The organism is Filifactor sp., from assembly GCF_057248345.1.
Window position 1 is genome coordinate 1 of the sequence record NZ_DBHIIC010000069.1, and the last position, 4302, is coordinate 4302.

The 4302-nt window shown below is 30.7% G+C and carries 2 protein-coding genes; both read left to right on the forward strand.

Annotated features, from left to right (window positions below):
• Window positions 1-3311 (forward strand): hemagglutinin repeat-containing protein (locus ACO5GE_RS07800; RefSeq protein WP_484830350.1); only part of this gene is annotated, 3311 nt, incomplete at its 5' end.
• A complete protein-coding gene (locus ACO5GE_RS07805; protein WP_484830351.1) occupies window positions 3308-3913 on the forward strand; it encodes a hypothetical protein in 606 nt (201 codons plus the stop codon). The genes ACO5GE_RS07800 and ACO5GE_RS07805, both read left to right, overlap by 4 nt.
• The last annotated feature ends 389 nt before the right edge of the window (window positions 3914-4302 follow it).

Consider the following 4302-nt stretch of genomic DNA (forward strand, 5'->3'; position numbering starts at 1 on the left):
ACCTGAATGCCTTATCTCTTTCAGGAGAAGACAAGTTTGGTTCAGGAGGAAGCAATTTCAGTAGATATGCTGAAACAACACATTTAGGAGCAGGAGTATCAGCAAATTCAGCTTCAGGAACAGTTGGAGACATGAACTTAAAAGGTTCATCATTTATCGCAAAAGATACGACAGGACTTACAGTAACAGGAAATATAAAAGTAGAGTCGGCAGTAAACAGTTATGAAAATGAATCAAAAAGCACAAGCAAAGGTTTCATGTCATCAAAAAGCAGCTACAAAAATTCACATGCTGAAGAAAATTCAGCAAGTAACCTAATGCTTGGAGAGAACGCTGTAATATTAGGCGATGTAAATTCAATTGGAAGTAACGTTGTGTTTGGAGATAATACATATATTGGTGGAAAACTTACAACAGATGCACAACAGCTACACAATAGCTATTTTGAAGAGAACAAGAAAAAAGGATTCTCAGGTGGAATAAGTCACGGAACAGCATCATTAAGTTATGGAAAATCACAAAATTCATACGATGAGAAGAGTACGATAAATGCTGGCTCTAACTTACAAATTGGAGACGGCTCTGTATTGAATAAAGGTGCAGAAATTACTGCCACAAACTTTGAATACGGAAATATCCAGATCAATAACGGCGATGTGAAATATGGAGCAAGAATAGATACACAAGATGTAAGAACTACTAGCAAAAGTAGTAATTTTGGTGTATCAATCGGAATAAACAGTCCGGCACTTGACAGAGCAAAACAGGTGGCAAATGCGGTAAGTCAAAATAGAGGTGGAGATATTGCCGGCGGGCTTATGACAGCAACTAATGCTGTTACCGGAACTATTTCCGGATTAGCAGGAAATCAAGGAAATAGACAAAGTCGATATGACGAAAATGGAAGTGTAGGAAGAAAAGGAGTAATCGACGCTCAAACAAATAATAATTTCTATGCCAATATTGGAGTAAATGCCGGGTTTAGCAGATCTAAAAACGAAACAAATTCGCATACTGAAAATGCAGTTGTAACAACAATGACTCTAATGAATCCTAATTCGAGTATAACTTACAACAATGTAAAAAATATTACGTATCAAGGAACGCAGGCTGAAAATGGAACGTTTATTTACAATAACGTAGAAAATATTACAAAAGAAGCTGTAGAATTGCATAATAAATATAGCTCAAATAGTTCAAGCATGGGAATAAACACCGGAGCGACAATAGGATATGGACATAAAACACAAATAATCGGAAATGGCGGAAGTATTTCGGCAAGTAGAAGCAATCAAAATACAAACGAAATAATAAATCAAAATGGAAAATTCCAAAATGTAAATGAAGTACATAATAACACGGGAACAATGATACTTGACGGCTTTAATCAAGAAGGTGGAAAAGTTACCGGAAATATTAATAAATTCGTAGAAACTTCAAGACAAAATACGAGTACCACTACTGGAAGTAGCAGAGGTGCAAGCATTGGAATAAGCTCATCAGGAGTTCCTAATTCAGTAAATGTTAATGCAAGCAGAACTAATGGAAATAGAAGTTTTGTAGATAATCAAAGTTCGTTTATTGTAGGCGAAGGAAGCAATTTACATATTGGAACATTTGAAAATACTGCAGGAATTGTTGGAAAAGAAGGTAATTCTAAATTAACGATTGATAAATATATTGGCCACGATTTGCAAAACAACGATGAAATGAATACAGTTGGCGGTTCAATGGGAGTTTCAATCGGAAACACAACGAGATTATCAAATATCGGAATAAATACTGAAAATCGTGATAAACAAGGAATTACAAGAAATTCTGTAATTGGAGATGTTGAAATAGGACAAGCTTCAGGAGACCCGATAAATAGAGATAAAGCAAAAGCGAATGAAGTAACAAAAGATACTCACAGCAGTACAAATATTAATGTCGAATCTCAAACAATAGAATACGCAACTAACCCTGCCAAATTTAAAGAAGATGTAGCAAAAGCAAAACAGGAAATAGATGAAGTTAAAAGAGCATTCAACGAATCAATCAATGATAGAGGAGATGACAACAGAAACTTCTTTGGTCAATTATCCGAAGCTAGATTGACAGAAACGATTGACAATATTGCCGGAAGTAGATTGGAAAGAGCAACAACTGATAATCAAATAGCAGGAGCTTTTAAAGACGCTTATAGAGATTTAGGATATGACAATGTAGATATTTTATTCTCTGATCCAAAAAATGCTCCACAGCTAATCGACAAAGATGGAAAACCTAAAGCAGGAACAGCTTTTGTAAGTGATGAAACAGGCAGAAGAACGATAATAATAAATGCGGAAGCAGCTGTAAATCATACAAGAGCAGGACTGATTGGAACAATAACGGAAGAGGGAAGTCATATAATAGGAGCAGTTGAGGGTAGACAGCTTGTAACGGGAACAGATGAAAAAGGACTTGAAAGTACAGGGAAAGCTTCAAATGCTTATTTGACGGAAAAATATGGTAAGAATGATGAAGATATAGCTATTAAGTCTGAGAAAAAAGATTTGAATGGGATTGATTTTGGTAGAAATGTTGGAGATGATGTGATAGTTGGTATCACATCACAACAAGAAATAAAATTTGATAACGCTAAAAAACAGAAAAAAGTTATACAAACATTTATAGATGCATATGGAGGAACTTCAAAAGATTATAAGGTTGATTGGAATAGTTACTTAATAGATCCAATGTATAGAATTAAAATAAATTATTATAATTATGTAGCAGAAAATTCAATTAAAGATATTAAAGAATTTAAAAATAACAAAAATTCCTTTAAGAAAGTAAACGATTCAGAAGCAGTATTTCATAATATAGTTGGGAATAAAATAAGAATCAGAGGAAATTTGAATAGGAAATATGTTGATAACAAAACTGGAAAAGAAGTCGTCTTGGATTCTAAAGAAAAAAGAGTTATTCGAGACCCTGTAAATATAGGAACATATAATTATTATACATATCAAGGAGATAGTTTACTGCAAATATTATTATCTCCATTTGATAAGGCTTCTCATATAATTGATATAAATAACTGGGTAGCTTTTGGTACGGGAATTAATGATAGGACAACTCAAAAGTGGAGGGAAAAAATGTTGACCTTAGGTACAGCAATAAGTTTAGATTATCAAAATATTAGAGCTTGGGCTGAGAGTAAAAATATTTATGATATAGGAGAAGAAGAATTAGAAAGATATAATAGAGATAAATCTATAAAATTGGGAAGAGACATTATGAATGAAACAGAAAAAAGATTAAGAAAGGCAGGCATAATAAAATGACACATTCACAAATAGAAAATGTATATATAATTATAATTTTTATAATTTTTATCTATATTTTTTACTTATGTATAAATAAGAATAAATTATTTTCCAGAACAATATTTTTTATAATTTTTATCTTCTTTTTATTTTTTATTTCTCGTTGCATAAAATATGAAGCTGAAAGTAGATATCAAATTGAAGATTCCAGTGAATATAAAATTGAGCTAGATGATAAAGTTTTTAATATACATTTTTTATTTGATGAGTTATATATTGAAACAAATATACTTCCTGAGGACTACTATATTTTAAAAAATATAAAAATTATATATAAAGATAGTGAAATTGGAATAATTGAAATTAATAAGAGAATAAACAAACTAGAATATAATAATGTTTTGAATATATACAAATTTAAATATTCTATAAAAGAAACTTTAAATAATATATTAGATAGAAAAAAAATGAGTTATAAACTTGATACACCATATGTTGAAACTGAATTCAAAATAAAAATAATAATAGAGAATAACAAATCAATCAAAGAATCAGAAGTTATGATGGATAATGTTGGAATAATATATAGACGGCAAGGATTTTCATTTACTACATTTTAATAATAAAAAGGAAGTAGTTTACATGTAGGCTCGGTAGAAAATACAGTAGCAATTATCGGAAAAGAAGGAAATTTTATATTCAAAATAGATAAATATGTTGCCCACGATTTACAAAACAAAGATGAGTTACATACAATCGGTGGCTCAACAGATACTTCAGTAGGAGAAAAAAAATTAACAAATGTAGGAATAAATACTGAAAATTGTGATAAAAAATGATAAAAAAAAAGTATACAAATTCAAAAAAATTTAGCAATTATATTTCATGAAAAAGGATTTAAAGAATGGAATATATCTGCTTAGAGATTTTAGGGATAACGTAGCAACTAATTTGAAGGGTGTGTAAAAATTTTTGTGTAAACCTCTAAATAATATATGGTAAAATAACT